The sequence below is a fragment of the Actinobaculum suis genome (assembly GCF_900102025.1).
Classification (GTDB): domain Bacteria; phylum Actinomycetota; class Actinomycetes; order Actinomycetales; family Actinomycetaceae; genus Actinobaculum; species Actinobaculum suis.
In genome coordinates this window covers 47523-63071 of record NZ_FNAU01000007.1, presented here as the reverse complement: position 1 = coordinate 63071, position 15549 = coordinate 47523, and the positions used below count along the sequence as shown (strand labels likewise).

The window sequence follows — 15549 nt, the reverse complement described above, 5'->3', positions numbered from 1 at the left end:
CAGATTTAATTACTTTGAACACCGAGGTGCTGTTATGGGAGAACCATGGCATACTTGTCCCTATAATGCATTCCTGTATCCACAACTGTGGATAGCATCCGTTGCGGGTGGTTTCAAAATGGCTCACGTAGTACTTTTGGCTCAGCTTCTACGAGAAGCCTTTGAGGAGAATGAGGGGATATGAGCAAGTTTCTTACCATTGCTGACGTCGCTGACTATCTCAGCGTTTCTGCCGGCCAAGTGCGTACGCTAATCAAAAACGGGGAAATTCCGGCCATTCAGGTAGGTGGCCGCGGCCAGTGGCGGATCGAAGAAAGTGTGCTCGCCGATTATGTGGAACGCGGCTATGCGGCCACGCGAGAACGGGTGGAAGCGCTACATGCGGAGCGCAGCAGCAACACCAAAGCGTAGCTTCCAGCCGTTTGCCGCTTGCCGCTTCCGCATTGTGCGTTCCCTTGTATTCTGCGCTCTCTTTTTAATCATTCCTACTTGCTAGTGCCTATTTGCTAGTACCTATTTGTTAGTTTCTACTTGTTCGTTCCTATTTATTCGTTTCTATTCGGATTAGGCCACTCAAAGCCAAAAATTGCGGACCGGTAGGTGCGGCAGAATCCCGTATTTCCAGCCAGTCCCTACCTACGTGCCTGATTTGCCCGGAAAATCTCCCGGCTTCATGCGTGATATAGACGCGGCGGTTTTTCCGGGCCAGTGCCCGCAAAGGCGCATTTATTTCTAACCGCATCGCAATCCCCAGCTCACGCATATCCACGCGCTCATTTCTTTGCCGGCCGCGCCGCGCACTACCTTGCCGCACCCGCATAATCGCACTTACCGGCACCAAAACGCGGCGTTGATACCCCTCTCCCAGTAGCCAGGTTTGTGCCACTTCCACGATCCGTAACTCGCTTGCCTGTCCCTCCCGCGTAGTTAGTTCGACGACGCCGCCCACTTGCCCGCGCAAATAATCCGCCAGGCAGATACGCGCCGATTCTGCTTCCCGCAACTCTCGGGCACTGGCCAGCAGGGCCGCTTTTTCTTCTGCCGCTAAGAGGCTCGAAATATCACCTGCCAGGCTCTCCATATAGCTCTCTAGATCAACACTCGCCGCCGGCTCAGCCCGGAGCTGCGCGGGCACGGGCAAGCCTTCGGGCAGGTTTTTTCGTCTAGGCCTTTGGCCCACCGGGTTTATATCTGAATTAGTGGGCAGCCCGTACTTTTCTTCGTGCATATTCTCCATGCCCGAAGCGTAGCTGCAGGTCAGAAAGCACTTCCCCAAAACTTCGCCGGCCCCATAGGGCCTCTAATCGCCGAATGCGGTACCTAAATACATGATCGCAGGTAGTAGGCAAATGGTCCTGGTTGTGGATAACTTGGCAGCCTAGTTGACCTGGAATACCCAGCAGAGGGCATAACTAGCGCTATCGAAACTATGTAATCAGTCCTAACCGCATCAAACGTCACGATTGGAGGGCAATGAAAACAAAAGCTATCTGCGGGGGTTCTCTAATCGCAGCCCTCGGTTTCATGTTCGTGCTAGTCACTGAATGGCCTGGTCTTTCCGGGCCGACTGGGTCACTTTACACGTCCTGGCTCCTGTGTGGTCTAAGTTTTGCTGGCATGTTGCTGAGCCTGTGGATCTGCCTTTCTTATCTGGCTCTCGCGCGCGCCGCGCGCGGGCACCAAGGTTTCTTGGTGGCTCTGGCAAGGCATTGCGGTACTCGGAAAGTGCGGTTGGCTTTGGCCGCGGGTACAATGCTCACGCTTAGCGCTTCGCCGGCCCTCGCCGTCGCAGCGCCGGGTACACCCAGCCATACTGCTGCGGTAGCTACCGTGCACACCACCGCACACACCACCACGCACACCACCATGCACGCGGAAACTGTGCGCACCGACCTCGACCTGGGATGGGGTGGATCGTTCAAAACCGGCGCGCCCGCCTCTCCCGGTTCGGCCCGTACCTCTCCCGAATCGGCTCGCGCGCGTATACAACAAACGCGTCTCGATTTCGCCAGTTCAGCAACCCGGCCTAGCAATCCAGGTTCCGGGCGGATAGCCGAAGCGAGCGATCCGGGGCCCAGTTCCATAACCGAAGCAAACGACCCGGCCACACCAAACCGGGAAACACCAGCCGAGCGGACGCATATTGTGCAGGCAGGAAGTACTTTGTGGCAGATCGCCACCTATTTTCTGCCGGCTGATGCTTCCGATGGGCAGATTATGCAGCTGGTCAATGCCATCGCGCAGGCAAATCAGCTAACCAATCCGAGTCTTATTATGCCCGGCCAAGAATTAGTCATTCCTGCGGCCGGCTAGCAGCGATTTTTCTTTCCCAGCCCGAAGAAATATCACCTAAAGGAAAAACCATGGATTCTGTTTCTGTGCAAAGGTCGTGGACCTCTTCCGCGCCCCCTGCCGTAGCCAAATCGGAAGCACCTACCGGTGCCGTGGGAATTGCTCCCACCGCTGCTTCCCCACCTCTGGGAACTAGCGTGGCGCCGCATTCACTACCTCCGAATACCAGCGTGGCGCCGCATTCACTACCTCCGAATACCAGCGTGGCGCCGCATTCACTACCTCCGAATACCAGCGCGGCGCCGATTTCACCGCGCCGCGCCTCCTGGCAAAGTGATGCTGGCACTATTCCGCCGCGTCCGCCGGAGCTGAGTGCCGCGGCCCGCGCCGTGCAAAAGACGGTGCAAGAAGCAATCCCGGAACGTGCTCCGGCAGAGATCTTGCATATTGCGGGAGCTCCTCCCCCAGCCCGCCCGCCGCAGGCCAGTATCCCGCAAGAACCTATGCCGGTTACTTCTCCGAAAAAGCCTTGGGACCGGGTGGCGCTTACCGCCACCCCGCATCACGGTATTTGGCGTGATTCTTTAGTGGGGCTAGATGTGGAGCTTCCGGAAGGTGCTGGTTCTCCCGAACATGTTGCTGGCGGGGTGATGATTTATGCGGTCCAGATTTTGCTCGGCCACCGCCCGCTTTCGCATTTGCGCAACTGGCTCGATCCGGCCGTATTTGCGGCTTTGGGTCGCCGCGCCGGCCTGGCCATGCGGATCGAAGGAAAAGCTCCCGCCTGCCCGCCGCCTCGTATTTGCCGTTTGCGCATGACGTCCCCGCTACCCCGAGTGGCGGAAACGATTGCGGCTATTCACGACGGCGTCCGAGTCCGGGCCGCCGCACTCCGGCTCGAATATCACGGCAAGCGCTGGAAAGTGATGGCCCTCGAACTCGGCTAACCTGCGCCACTTACAGTTACCCCGTGCCGCTTACGGCTAACCCATGCTACTTAACAGTTACCCCACGCCGCCCACAGCTTCGCAAAGATAGCCGCGCGAAAACTAATCCGTAAAGCCCTGCCTGAAACATATTTGCGCCACGCAACACCTGGATCGCGCAAAGCTCAGAATCTGCCGGAGTTGAACGCATAAATCAATAACAAACCGGTGGGTGGTGGCCTGCAATCAAGCAGACCGCCACCCACCGGTTATATGTATCTATATCTAACGCCTTGCCCGCGTTTACGTTGTGCAACGCCCGCGATTGCAAGCGCGGCACCCGCTATCACGCGGAGCTTTGCCCGCACTTATGTAGTGCCGCGCCTGCTAGTGCACCTTGCCTTGCCCGCACTTACGCCGCGCGGTACTTAGCCTGGCGGCGCGCTTAGCGATGGCGCTTAGCGGCGGCGTTTGGCGGCGCGCTTTGCGGCGCGGCGCTGGGCGCGGTTGCCGCCAGATACCGCGGCGCGTTGGGCTGCCGATTGGCCGGCCGTGGCCGGCGCCCCTACCCGGCGCTTCCCGGAAGCGCTTTGGGTTTCGGCTTCCCCGGAACCGTCCTTCGCCGCCGAGGAATAGCTGACGTTTTGCTGGCGCGATCCGACCTTGATACCCAACTGTGCCGGGTCGATCCGGCCCTGTTGGCCACTTCCGGTTGCTGTGCCTTCCGCACTGGCTCCCGCGGCAAGCCGTTCTGCTGCTTCCTTCCGAGCCTGGAAAGCTGCCCGGCCGGCCCGCTGCGCATCCATCGCCGCCTGGATTTCCGTAGCCTGCCGCTGCAAACGGGCGGCTCGTTCTTCCGGCAGTTCGAAGTGGAAGAGGTAGCGCACTGATTCAGACCGAATATTGGCGTCCATGGCCTGGAACATCTGGTAGCCCTCGTCCTTGTATTCCACGAGGGGGTCACGCTGGGCCATTGCCCGCAGGCCAATACCTTCCTTCAGGTAGTCCATCTCGTAAAGATGTTCGCGCCACTTGCGGTCTAGCACCGAGAGCACAATCTGCCGCTCAATTTCCCGCATCTTATCGCTACCTACTTGGACTTCCCGCTCTTCATAGTGAGCGTGAATATCTTCCTTCAGCTCGCGGAGCAAAGTTTCGCGGTCCAGGCTTACCCCGGCGTCGTCCATCAACTCTTCCGCGGTGAAACCGGGCGTGTAATAGCCCTTGAGGTCGTTCCACAGGGCGTCCAGGTCCCATTCTTCTTCCGGTACGCCAACAATGTGCGAATCCACTACGTCTTGCACCACGAAGTCGAGGAACCCAGAAACCATGTCCTCAATGTCTTCGCCCTCCAAGATACGGCGGCGCGTGGAGTAGACCTCGGTACGCTGATCGTTCATAACGTCGTCGTACTTGAGGACGTTCTTCCGCATCTCCGCGTTACGCGATTCGATTGAGCCTTGAGCGCGGCGCACTGTTTTCGCGATCGACTTGTTTTCGATCGGAGTGTCGTCGTCGGAAGCGGCTTCCAGCATCCGGCCGGCCACCCCGCCCGCGAAGAGGCGCATCAGGTCGTCTTCCAAAGACAGGTAGAAACGGGATTCGCCCGGATCGCCCTGCCGCCCGGAACGGCCACGCAACTGGTTATCGATACGCCGCGATTCGTGACGTTCCGAACCGAGCACGTACAAACCGCCCAGTTCCACCACTTCGTCATGTTCCGCGGCGACTTCTGCCCGCTGCCGTTCTAGTTCTTCCGGCCAGGCCGCTTCGTATTCTTCCGGCGTTTCTTCCGGAGAAAGGCCCCGCTTGAGCAAAGCTTCCTGCGCACGATGCTCCGGATTGCCGCCGAGCATAATATCGGTACCGCGGCCGGCCATATTGGTTGCTACCGTCACGGCGCCCTTACGGCCCGCTTCCGCCACCACTTTCGCTTCCCGCTCGTGTTGCTTAGCGTTCAACACCGAATGCGGGATGCCGGCTTTATCCAGCAGGTTTGAAAGTTCTTCGGAAGCTTCCACCGAAGCGGTACCTACCAGGATCGGCTGGCCCTTTTCATGCCGCTCAGCAATATCATTCACGACGGCGCGCAGCTTGCCCTGACGGGTCGGGTAAATCAGATCCGTACGATCTTGCCGAATCATCGGCTTATTCGTGGGAATCGGCACCACGCCGAGTTCATAAGTATTCGCGAACTCTTCGGCTTCGGTTTCGGCCGTACCGGTCATACCGGAAAGCTTGTCGTACAAGCGGAAGTAGTTCTGCAAGGTAATCGTGGCCAGAGTCTGATTCTCAGCCTTGATTTCCACACCTTCTTTAGCCTCGATGGCTTGGTGCATACCTTCGTTATAGCGCCGGCCTGGCAGCACGCGGCCGGTGTGTTCGTCCACAATGAGCACTTCCCCATTGAGGACCACGTAGTCACGGTCTCGCTCAAAAAGTTCCTTCGCCTTGATGGCGTTATTCAGGTAGCCAATGAGCGGCGTGTTCAAAGATTCGTAAAGGTTATCGATGCCCAGGGCATCTTCTACCTTGTCAATGCCCGGTTCGAGCACGCCTACCGTGCGCTTCTTTTCGTCAACTTCGTAGTCGGTGTCTTTCCGCAACCGGGTGACGATTCGCGCAAATTCGGAATACCAGCGGTTCGCATCACCTTCTGCCGGCCCCGAAATAATAAGCGGGGTACGGGCTTCATCAATCAGGATCGAGTCAACTTCGTCAACGATCGCGAAGTGATGGCCGCGTTGCACCATTTCTTCCGGCTTCCACGCCATATTGTCACGCAGGTAGTCGAAACCGAATTCGTTATTGGTGCCGTACGTAATATCGGCATTGTATTGCTGGCGGCGGACCTCCGGGGTTTGCCCGGTTACGATACAGCCCACGGTCAAACCGAGGAACCGGTAAATTCGGCCCATCAGTTCCGACTGGTAAGACGCCAGGTAGTCGTTCACAGTCACCACGTGTACGCCCTTACCTTCCAGGGCGTTCAGGTAGGAAGGCATGGTGGCTACCAGGGTTTTACCTTCACCGGTTTTCATTTCGGCGATATCACCCCAGTGCAGTGCCGCCCCGCCCATGACCTGGACGTCAAAGGGGCGCTGCCCGATCGTTCGCCTGGCAGCTTCCCGCACGGTGGCGAAAGCTTCGGGGAGGATATCGTCAAGAGTTTCCCCGTCTGCCAGCCGCTCCTTAAATAGGTCGGTCTGCTCCCGCAGTTCTGCGTCTGTAAGCGCTTCCATTTCCGGCTCTAAAGCCGTTACTCGTTCGGATATCCGTTCGAGCTTGCGCAACTTGCGGCCTTCTCCAGCGCGCAAGATTCGATCAAGTAAACGTGCCACTAGTTTGAGCTCCTTACCATGGGCATACTCGCAATATTCTACTTACGTAAGTGGCCCTAATGGGTGTGGGTTCGCTCAAAAGCAAAAGGCAATACGCCACTATTTAGCTTCCGTGCCCCGTTTCGGCGTGTCCCACCTATTTTCCCCGTGTACTTTCTAGCTTCCGGCGTGTCTGGCTCGGCTTGCGCACAGCTCTGCTTGCGCCCCGCTTACCCTTCCGCGGGTGGGCGTGAAAACCGCTGGTTTCGCGCCGAAGGCCACGTGTTTCATGCGAAAATCCGTGGGTTTCGCGCAATATTGGGTTTCGTGCAATATCTGCACGCTATGCGTTAACTGCGCGCTACGCGTTGCGTTCGACGGCGGACCACGCGAAACTGGCCAATGCCTCACGAATCTCGGCTTCTGGAATCGCTGCCAGAGCAGCAATTGCTTCCGCACACCACTGCCGGGCCATAGCCAGTGTTTCTTCCATCACCGCGTGGCCGCGCAAAAGCTCCACCGCTTCTTGCAATTCCGCATCGCTCATCCCGCTTGCCAGATCTGTGCCTGCCGACGCCGCACCTGCCGACGCCGCACCCGCCGAAGCTGTACCTGCCGACGCCGCACCTGCCGGCGCTGCATCTGCCAGCCCGGTACTAGCGGCTCCCGCGAGAGCCGCCCCCGCTCGCACGCAAGTGCGCGAACTATGCTGGCGGGCGGCGTCTACCAGTTCTAAAATCCGCTGGCCCCGCGAATCAAGTTCGCCGGCGGCCTGGCGTTCGCGCAACAGGATCGTGGGCATGGTATCTACACCTTCCCGCACATCCGTACCCGCGGTTTTACCCAGCTCGGTGGAATCGGACATGACGTCTATGTAATCGTCCGTAAGCTGGAAAGCTACGCCGATTTTTTCCCCAAATTCTTCGACCACGCGCGCTATTTGCGCCGTCCCGCCGGCCGCATACACGCCTTCGCGCGCCGCCGCGGCAATGAGCGAGCCGGTTTTGTCTGCCAAAACCTGCAAATAGTAACTGCGCTGAGAGAATTCATTTTCCGGATCTCCCACTTCTGGCCCCAGCCATTCGCTCAGCTGCCCGCGGCAGAGCCGGGCAAAAGTTACCGAATGGTCGTGCACCGCCCGCGGGGAAAGATTAGCCATGAGGGCATTAGCCCGCGCGAAAAGAATATCGCCGGCCAAAATCGCGGCCGAATTACCAAAAACCACTTGCGCGGCTGGCTTTCCCCGCCGGTAGGGAGCGTCGTCCATAACGTCGTCGTGATAAAGAGACGCCAAGTGAGTGAGTTCGATAGCGGCAGCAACCTGCTCCACCTGTGGATCTTCCGGATTGGGCCCCAAATACGAACACAGCAAGGTGAGGGCAGGGCGCAATCGTTTCCCACCCGCCTTTTGCAAATATGTTGTCATGGCGGCTACGCGTAGATCGTCGAGCGAAGCATGAGTATCGAGCAAGCGCTCCACCTTCGCCAGGCGTTCTTCAACACGCGATGTTAGTACCGTCGCATTGGTTTGGCTCACGGCTCAGTACCTTACCTTTTTCTTGATTTTTACGCGGCGCCCCGCCACCGGGAAAGCCTGCTCATTGTTACGCGGCTACTGGTTTGCGGGCACGATGGATTGCCACGATGCCGCCGGTCACATTCCGATATTCCACCTGCCGCCAGCCAGCTTCCTGTATCCAGCGGCCCAGTTCCTGCTGGTTCGGCCACGCCAAGATCGACTCCATGAGATACGCATAAGCCGGACCGTCCGAACCAGCCAAAGCTGCCACCTTCGGCAATACGTATTTCAGATAGGTGCGGTACGGGAACCGCAACAGCTTTGAACTCGGATGCGAAAACTCGATTATTGCCAGCGTGCCACCCGGGCGCGCCACGCGCAACATTTCCCGCAAAGCCGCCTGCGGATCCGCTATATTTCGCAACCCATAGGAAATAGTCACGGCGTCAAAACTATTATCCGGCTGTGGCAAATTCGTAGCGTCGGCCCACTGGAAAGTAATCCCGGGGTGGCGGGTACGGGCAATCTCCAACATTCCTTGCGAAAAATCGACGCCGGTTACCTCTGCCCCCAAGCGCGCGTAGCTAGCCGCGGAAGTACCGGTGCCGGTGGCAATATCTAAGATCCGCATGCCCGCAGAAATATCCAGAGCTTGCGCAATTGCCTCCCGCCACACGTGGACCTGCCCGGCCGTGAGGAGGGTGTTTACGGCGTCGTACCGCGGTGCTACCTGATCGAACATGGTAGACACTTCGACCGGTTTTTTGCTGAGATCTGCACGCTTACCCATAGCCATAGCAACATTCAACCATTATTTCGCGAGCTGCCGGCTAGAAGTGGCCAATACGCCAAATCGCGCAAGTCGGACGGCGCAAAACGCCCCGCTAAAGCACCCCGCAAAACGGGTGCGTATAACGTGCTCTCCCCCACTACAAACCGTAGAATTACCCAATAAACGGTGTACGTATTGCCGTGACCGACTCCAAACCTATCGTGGAGTAGTAGCCGCGATAGGGCGGGAAAGCACGACGCAGTAGCAGGTGCTAGGTCCTACCACGCGGACTTAGTAGCAGCGAAAATAAAGGTTTGACGCCGTGCCGCCAACCGCTTTGCATAGAGAGCGCACCGGGAGGAACGTTCGCTATGGTTACAGAAAGATAACGGGACAGCACCCGCGCCACCCAGAGTCGGTGCAGGTAGCTACCTATCCGCTAGCGTATGCGGCAATACGGGCAGACGCGTGCATGGGGAAGAGCAGGATACGAGGAACGGAAATGGGCGAACATAACGCACGAAAACCGGGAACACCCGAGCAACCAGAGTGGCGCCGGGAAGGTGATCTCTCCGCGGAAGAAGCCGCGTGGCAGGCTGCCTTCGGCGCGGTAGACCCGGTAACTGCCGGAGATCTGGCCGGCACTCGGGATATCCCGCTTCCTCTGGATGCTGTGGAATCCACCGGCGAGGCAAGTAGCCCCGCCCCGGCCCGCTCTACCCATAGCTACCCCGCCGATAATCGTTATGACGGTAACTACACCGCTGACCATTACGACGGTGACTACCGCCCCTCCGGCAGGATTTATGTTGGCGATCCGCGCGATGCACGATTTGGCAGCCCGGCCCGCGAAAGTTCCGCGCTAGGGAGTTCTGCGCCCAGTAGTTCTACTTCCGGTGATTATGCGTACGGTGGTTACGAACCCGGTAGTTACGCACCCAGCACTCATGCGTCTACTCATGCGCCAGAAAGCTCTTCGCCCTTCCGCTCGGCGCCAAGCAGTGCGGAACTAGCTAGCGCTGCGCCGCGCAGTACGGGGCCAAGCGTTACGGGGCAAAGCAGTACGGGGCCCAGCAATCCTGCTCCCAGTAGGCCCGTTCCAAGCGACTGGACGTCCAGCACTCTGCCGCCCGTGCGCCGCGAACCGCGTAAGGTTTCCGCCCCAGAGGCCAGCGCTACGAGCGCTAGAAGTGCTGCTAGCCCCACCCGTGCGGCGAGCGCCCCTAGCACAGCGAGCGCTACCAGCACGGCGAGTGCCGCCAGCGCAGATACCACCTCTTTCGGACGTGCCGCCGCGCGCGCTGCCGATACGGGCACTAAGAACCGCGCCTCCGATGCGGGTTCGACGCCGCAAGGCAAAGACGCAGCCGCCGATTTCCGCTTCGACTCTTTGTTCAATGAAGGGGCTTCCACGCAAGGGCCTTCCGCACCGGCGGTAGCACCGCCAAAGCGGCGCCGCTTCCACGCCTCGGTGTGGTTGGTGGCCGCATTCGCACCGATTATTGCGCTCGTAGTGGCCTTCCTGGTTAATTTGGCGGCCGGGTTGATCGGCGGAGCACTTTCCCACGCCACTTCCGGGGCAAATACGGGAGTACCGGGCGGCACCTATAAACACCTTTTGGCGGCATACAGCTCCCTGACCACTGTATTTGGCCTGGGCGGTTCGGCGTCGCTCACGATAGATGGCGCTTCCGGAATTAGTTTCAACGGCACTTTCTACGCCACCGCTTTGACGACCACCGCGATTATCGGCCTCACCTTGTTCTATACGCACCGCTGGTCGGGCCGCGGGCAACGCAATTCCACGCTCATGGTGTGGATGCCCGCCTGGCTTTCCGCCTTTGTGCTCGCCGCCTGCACCGCGGGCTTGGCAGCATTTACGCGTAGCGATTTCGCATTCGAAGGGATTACCGGTTCGATTAACCCCAGTCCGCTCCTGGCGGCTGCCACCGCGATCCCGCTCGGCCTATTTGCTTCCGGTTTTGGGCGCCTGCTCACAATTCGCTCCACCCCGCAAAACCGCTACCTGCTCACCAGTGCTTCCCCGATCCCCACTTTCTGCCACGGGGTGGCAATTGCCTTCGCGTGGTTCATTCTCAGCGTGACCTTCGCGGCGCTAATGCTTGGCATTTTCGTGCTCACCGGAGCCGGCGGGCAACTCGCCGACTCCTCAGTAGGTAGCCGTTTCTCCTTGCTCCTGATCGCCTTCCCCTACTTCCTCACCGCAGGTGCGGTGGCACTGGCCGGAAGCTTAGGCGGCGCCATGAACATTTCTGTAGATGCCTCGCTCTTACAGTTGTTGCCGGCCGAATATCGCGGGGGCGACGGCGTTTCCGGGATACATTTGATTGCCAGCGGCTTGCCGATTTGGCTGATCGTAGTAGTGGTGTTGGCCGCGCTGGTAGCTACCGTGCTGTTCGGTGTGCATTGGGGGCGCTCGCGCGATCCGCGCCTGCAATACGGGCCGATCTCCTGGATCATTATGCCCTTCTCCTTCACCTCCGTGACCGCCATTATTTACGGCATCACCCGTTTCGGTTTGCGGCTTGATGCCAGTTTTGGCACGGGCTCTGTCACCTTGAGCGCCAATGCCACCACCCACTGGTACATCATTTTCATTGGCCTGCTAATCGGACTCCTCGTAGAAGTAGTTTCCCGCTTCGCCCGGCCCGCCCCGCCGCAAACCGGCGCGACCGGCTACTCCGCCTACGGCTCGCACGTGTAAACACGAGCACAAATGGCGGAGGGGTGCAGCCACAAACATGGGCACCGCTAGGCCGGCACAGACGCAGGCGCCGGCACAGGCACAGACACGGGCATCAGTAGGCAGGCACAGACACGGGCATCGGTAGGCCGGCACAGATACTGGTAGGCCGGCCGGCGCCCACCGGCGCGCGCCCGCTGCCGCCGCGCCCATCTGCACATGCGGGTAGCCGATGCACATGAGGTAGCCGGAAACCGGCTGTCCACCTAAAATGTCGAATCGTGGCTACTTTCAATGATTGGGTGGAAGGCATTCGTGCCCGCACCCTGCCGGCAAGTGTTTCGCCGGTATTTGCCGGTACCGGAATTGCGATTTGGGGCGGCGGCGCCAACTGGGCAAGAGCCGGGCTGTGCCTGGCCATCGCCCTGATTTTGCAGATCGCCGTCAACCTTTCCAATGACTATTCGGACGGGGTGCGCGGCACCGACGCCGTACGCACCGGCCCACCCCGCCTCACCGGGGGCGGGAGAACTTCACCGCAAGTAGTGCTCCGCGCTGCCATTGCCTGCTACGTGCTTGCCTGCGTCTGTGGCTTGTGGCTCGTCGCGCTCACCGGCAAATGGTGGCTACTTGGCCTGGGCGTGGCGGCCGCGCTCGCCGCCTGGTTCTACACCGGAGGTAAACATCCGTATGGCTATGCCGGACTGGGCGAAGTTGGGGTCTTCCTCTTCTTTGGCCTCATGTCTACCGCCGGGACCGTATACGTGCAGCTACTTGCCGTACCCGCCCCGGCATGGATCGCCGCTTGCGCCATGGGCCTGATCGCCTGCGCCTTGTTGATGGTCAACAATATTCGCGATATTCCCACCGATTCAGTGACGGGTAAACACACTTTGGCCGTGCGCCTGGGAGACGCGCGTGCCCGGCAGGTTTATGCCGCCACTTTGGCACTGGCCTTGGCCCTCGGCGTCGTGCTTTGCATTTTCTTAGGATCGCGCTGGTGGCTCGTAGTGCTTTTCGCTTACCCCGCCTATCTTGCTTTCGGGTGTGCGCGAACGGTTACCCGCGCGGGCACGCAGCGGGCAGAAGGGCGCGCCCTCATTCCAGTTTTGCGAAACACTGGTTTCGTGGAGCTCAGTTACGGATTGGCGACGGCGTTTGCCTACGCCCTGGCCGCCTGGCTCGGATGAGGAATTTGGCCGGTTTGCGGTAATTGTTCGGGCCCGGTTGGCGCAATAATTCACGCCCGGCCGCCTCTGGTTTCTGGCGGCTAATCGCGCTCGCGGTGTTGGTAGGCTATCCGAGATTATGCAGGTAGCCAGGCCGGGTGCGGTACGCCGACTGCTTATGTGTGCAAGTTATGTAAGAGGTGCACACTTCCAGAGGTTAGAATTGTAGGCATGGCTCGAGTGTTGATGGCCCTGTTCGCGGTCACGGTGTGGGTTTACGGAATTGTCGATTGTGTTCGTACTGACCAATCGCAAGTTCCCGGACGCCTGGCAAAATCGGCGTGGATCGCGCTGACGGTAGTTTTGCCAGTGCTCGGTTCGGTCTTGTGGATTGCGCTTTCTTGGCCGCTGAAATATCCCACAGGTTCGATTTCTTTAGGCGGGCAAGGGCTTCGCCGTGATCGTCCGCGCCGTTCCGGGCAGGTTGCGCCAGATGATGATCCCGAATTCCTGTCTCGTTTGGATGCGCGGGTGCGTTTCCGCGAGTGGGAACGCCAGCAACGTGAGGCAGCAACCGCTCAGGATGTCGCTACCGAACCGGAAACCAGCAACACTGATCGCGGCCGTGCCGAAAATAATCGCGCAGACGGCGGCAACGAAAACTCGCAGCACCCCAGCTCCGGCTACTCACACGGAAATTCTGCTCGCGCCGGCGAAGCTGACCGGACATCCAATGGTGGCGAGCCACACCCCGAGAACGAAACTGATACCACTAGCCCCGGCGCACCGGAACCGAAAAACTAAACTCCGGAACCGCGCAACCAAGGCTCCCGGAACCACACAACTAAGTTCCGGAACCGCATAAGCAAGTTCCGGAACCGAAAAACTAGGGCGGGCGCGCGGCGTCCGCGCGTTTTACTACGCAGTGTTTCTGGTTACGCGCAGTGTTTCTATGCTTCTAGCTGTGCAGTGCTTCTAGCTGCGCAGTGCCGCTTCGGAAACTCCGGGGGTAATGTCTTTGGAGGCTTTCACCAGGTCGGCGGCCGGTTCGGCGTAGTCGAGGGCCACCAGACGGCGGGCCTGGAAAGTAAGAGTGGTGACTGAAGCGAGCGCGCATTGCCTTCGGCGCGGATCATGCGCCAACGAGCGGCCTTCAATAAAGAGACGCAAAACCCAGATTGGCTGTTGGTGCGAAACCAGCACGGCTTCCCCGCCGCGTGCCTGGGTTAAGGCGCTACGCACAGCTTGACTCATCCGGTCCACAATCTCGGTATAGGGCTCACCCCAAGAAGGCTGGAAAGGATTCGTGTACCAGCCCCAATATTTCGGGTGGGCCAAGATGGCGCGGTTGCGGTTGACGTTCACGCCTTCGAATTTATTTCCTGCTTCGATCAGGTTCGCATCGGTTTGCACTTCCAAGCCGAACCGCTCCGCGGTGGGAGTGGCCGTCTCTACAGCACGTTCGAGCGGCGAGGCAACCACAGCACGGATATCACGATCCGCAAAATAATCGGAGACGCGCTGGGCCATACGGTGGCCGAGCTTCGTCAAATGGAATCCGGGCTGGCGCCCGTACAGCTCGCCGGTCGGGTTATCTACCTCGCCATGGCGGACAATATGCACTCGCGTAACGTCAATCATGGTCCCAATTCTAGGTGGAAGCTACCGTGCTGTGGGCAAGTGCCCAGTTCGCGCCAGAGCAAACCAGCTTTACCGAATCGCGCTCTAGCGAATATCGCGCGGATTATCCACCAGACGGGTACACAGCCAGCCCAGGCGGAGAAAATCATCGTGCCCCAGCTTATCCACCACGTGCTTGCGCACGGAGTTGACGTGCGTAACGGCCACTTCAACCACAAAATCCCAACCGGCCTTGGTGAGCGTACAATCCACACCCCGCCGATCTTCCTCATTAGCGGTACGGACTACAAGCCCTTTATCTTCCAGGCGGCGGACCGTGTGAGTAAGCCGCGAACGCGAATGTACCATCACATCCGCGAGCGCTGACATGCGCAAAGTACGGTCGGGAGCTTCGGAAAGCCGTGCCAAAATATCGTACTCGTTATGCGATATCGCATGCGTGCGCACCAGATCCCGATTCAAATTTTCGGAGATGATAGCCGTTGCACGTAGATATGCACGCCAGGCATACTGCTCGTCGTCGCTGAGCCAGCGGACTTCTTCGTTCATTGGAAGTTTCCCCTCAACGTTCCATCCGGAAAATCACGCATTTTTCCGGCGTGCGCCTCGGTTGCGGACCCTACCCGCAAATTTAGACGCACTACAGTTTTATCTTCAATTTCTGGTTTTTCCATTGTAGGAGATGGATTTTTGCGCGAAATCTGGCCGGAGACCAAGGTCCCAAACCTGATTGCACCACAAGCGCAGGCACCCATCCCCTATTTCCAATACCGGCAGAACTTACTCACCCGCTACCTCGCATTGAGTAGCACATGCACTAAATCCACACTTCCTGACCTGCAATTCCGCGTGCTATCACCCTGGCGAGCACTCGTGTGCGCGGATGAAAATTTAGCTGAAATCGCAGATCTTTGTTTACGGTAGTGCACACTTTTTCGGTTTGACAGGACCAACGGCCCCAAAAAAATCATGTCTCTCATTTCTCCCCGGGCGGAAGGTTGCGAAATCCTGAAAGATCGCAGACCGCAAAACCCCGAAAGACGAAAGGATGCGGAATCTAGAGCGAAATCGAGTGCGAAATCGAGTGCGAAATTTCGAAAATAGTGTTTTGCGTAAATGAAAAGAAAAGGGTCCGCTACGCGGACCCGATTTTCTTCGCTGCACTGGCACTCGCCGTACCAACACTTGGCCGTACTGCCGTACTGG

Annotated in this window: 12 protein-coding genes; 6 read left to right on the top strand and 6 right to left on the bottom strand. The window is 58.8% G+C overall.

Annotated features, from left to right (window positions below):
- Window positions 1–180 precede the first annotated feature (180 nt).
- Window positions 181–411, top strand: coding sequence for a helix-turn-helix domain-containing protein (locus BLT47_RS04960; protein ID WP_049619974.1), 231 nt, complete (start codon window positions 181–183; stop codon window positions 409–411).
- A 130-nt stretch (window positions 412–541) separates the two neighbouring features.
- Here the strand turns inward: BLT47_RS04960 and BLT47_RS04955 are convergent, their stop codons facing one another.
- Complete coding sequence (locus BLT47_RS04955) at window positions 542–1237, bottom strand: hypothetical protein (protein ID WP_074662355.1); 696 nt, start codon at window positions 1235–1237, stop codon at window positions 542–544.
- Window positions 1238–1473: 236 nt separating this feature from the next.
- Between BLT47_RS04955 and BLT47_RS04950 the strand changes: the two genes are divergently transcribed.
- Complete coding sequence (locus BLT47_RS04950; RefSeq protein ID WP_074662351.1) at window positions 1474–2313, top strand: LysM peptidoglycan-binding domain-containing protein; 840 nt, start codon at window positions 1474–1476, stop codon at window positions 2311–2313.
- A gap of 50 nt (window positions 2314–2363) precedes the next feature.
- Window positions 2364–3239, top strand: a complete 876-nt coding sequence (locus BLT47_RS08935) for an Rv3235 family protein (RefSeq protein WP_143021773.1) — start codon at window positions 2364–2366, stop codon at window positions 3237–3239.
- Between the two features lie 437 nt (window positions 3240–3676).
- On the opposite strand, the gene secA is transcribed toward BLT47_RS08935, so the two are convergent.
- The 3 genes from secA to ubiE form a co-directional block, all read right to left on the bottom strand.
- A complete protein-coding gene (secA, locus tag BLT47_RS04940; RefSeq protein ID WP_049619970.1) occupies window positions 3677–6559 on the bottom strand; it encodes a preprotein translocase subunit SecA in 2883 nt (960 codons plus the stop codon).
- Between the two features lie 340 nt (window positions 6560–6899).
- Window positions 6900–8075, bottom strand: a complete 1176-nt coding sequence (locus tag BLT47_RS04935; RefSeq protein ID WP_074662346.1) for a polyprenyl synthetase family protein — start codon at window positions 8073–8075, stop codon at window positions 6900–6902.
- A gap of 67 nt (window positions 8076–8142) precedes the next feature.
- The gene (gene ubiE, locus BLT47_RS04930) at window positions 8143–8853 is read right to left on the bottom strand and encodes a bifunctional demethylmenaquinone methyltransferase/2-methoxy-6-polyprenyl-1,4-benzoquinol methylase UbiE (RefSeq protein ID WP_407706087.1); all 711 of its coding nucleotides are present in this window, start codon (window positions 8851–8853) and stop codon (window positions 8143–8145) included.
- A gap of 478 nt (window positions 8854–9331) precedes the next feature.
- Between ubiE and BLT47_RS04925 the strand changes: the two genes are divergently transcribed.
- The 3 genes from BLT47_RS04925 (at window position 9332) to BLT47_RS04915 (ending at window position 13506) form a co-directional block, all read left to right on the top strand.
- Window positions 9332–11554, top strand: coding sequence for a hypothetical protein (locus BLT47_RS04925; protein ID WP_074662342.1), 2223 nt, complete (start codon window positions 9332–9334; stop codon window positions 11552–11554).
- Between the two features lie 260 nt (window positions 11555–11814).
- Window positions 11815–12723 (top strand): 1,4-dihydroxy-2-naphthoate polyprenyltransferase, encoded by a 909-nt coding sequence (locus BLT47_RS04920; RefSeq protein ID WP_074662338.1) that lies wholly within the window; start codon window positions 11815–11817, stop codon window positions 12721–12723.
- A gap of 210 nt (window positions 12724–12933) precedes the next feature.
- Complete coding sequence (locus BLT47_RS04915; protein ID WP_083330078.1) at window positions 12934–13506, top strand: PLDc N-terminal domain-containing protein; 573 nt, start codon at window positions 12934–12936, stop codon at window positions 13504–13506.
- A gap of 171 nt (window positions 13507–13677) precedes the next feature.
- Here BLT47_RS04915 and BLT47_RS04910 read toward each other — a convergent pair whose 3' ends face one another.
- The gene (locus BLT47_RS04910) at window positions 13678–14343 is read right to left on the bottom strand and encodes a histidine phosphatase family protein (protein ID WP_074662333.1); all 666 of its coding nucleotides are present in this window, start codon (window positions 14341–14343) and stop codon (window positions 13678–13680) included.
- Between the two features lie 84 nt (window positions 14344–14427).
- Window positions 14428–14892, bottom strand: a complete 465-nt coding sequence (locus BLT47_RS04905; protein WP_074662328.1) for a MarR family winged helix-turn-helix transcriptional regulator — start codon at window positions 14890–14892, stop codon at window positions 14428–14430.
- Window positions 14893–15549 lie beyond the last annotated feature (657 nt).

Coding starts and splice junctions, on each gene's coding strand:
- BLT47_RS04960 (WP_049619974.1), top strand. CDS start 181: ATGAGCAAGTTTCTTACCATTGCTGACGTCGCTGACTATCTCAGCGTT.
- BLT47_RS04955 (WP_074662355.1), bottom strand. CDS start 1,237: ATGGAGAATATGCACGAAGAAAAGTACGGGCTGCCCACTAATTCAGAT.
- BLT47_RS04950 (WP_074662351.1), top strand. CDS start 1,474: ATGAAAACAAAAGCTATCTGCGGGGGTTCTCTAATCGCAGCCCTCGGT.
- BLT47_RS08935 (WP_143021773.1), top strand. CDS start 2,364: ATGGATTCTGTTTCTGTGCAAAGGTCGTGGACCTCTTCCGCGCCCCCT.
- ubiE (WP_407706087.1), bottom strand. CDS start 8,853: ATGGCTATGGGTAAGCGTGCAGATCTCAGCAAAAAACCGGTCGAAGTG.
- BLT47_RS04925 (WP_074662342.1), top strand. CDS start 9,332: ATGGGCGAACATAACGCACGAAAACCGGGAACACCCGAGCAACCAGAG.
- BLT47_RS04915 (WP_083330078.1), top strand. CDS start 12,934: ATGGCTCGAGTGTTGATGGCCCTGTTCGCGGTCACGGTGTGGGTTTAC.
- BLT47_RS04910 (WP_074662333.1), bottom strand. CDS start 14,343: ATGATTGACGTTACGCGAGTGCATATTGTCCGCCATGGCGAGGTAGAT.
- BLT47_RS04905 (WP_074662328.1), bottom strand. CDS start 14,892: ATGAACGAAGAAGTCCGCTGGCTCAGCGACGACGAGCAGTATGCCTGG.